The organism is Streptomyces sp. URMC 126 (assembly GCF_051386555.1).
GTDB lineage: Bacteria > Actinomycetota > Actinomycetes > Streptomycetales > Streptomycetaceae > Streptomyces.
The window spans coordinates 1-238 of sequence record NZ_JBPQTX010001321.1 but is presented as its reverse complement, the minus strand read 5'-3'; the positions used below and the strand labels follow the sequence as shown (position 1 = coordinate 238).

The 238-nt window shown below is 71.4% G+C and carries 1 pseudogene; it reads left to right on the top strand.

Annotated elements, in window-relative coordinates:
• Positions 1-238, top strand: a pseudogene (locus ACSNOK_RS36115) (hypothetical protein); the annotation flags it as partial.

Here is a 238-nt window from a genome sequence, read left to right as displayed (position 1 = left end):
TATCTTCGCGCCCTGGGCCTGATCACCGCACCGGCGGTGCTCACCCTCCACCAGGGGCACGACATGGGCCGGCCCGGACTGCTGGAGGTCGAGCTGCGCGAGGGCGAGGTCTGGGTGAGGCCCTCGTTCGGCCGTGGGGATCCGTCGCATCATTGGCGTCGCCGGCTCGACGACGGCCTGGCCCATAACCTCGGGCTCATCGTTGCCAAGGCGGTCCGGGGGCAACTCACGGCGGGCC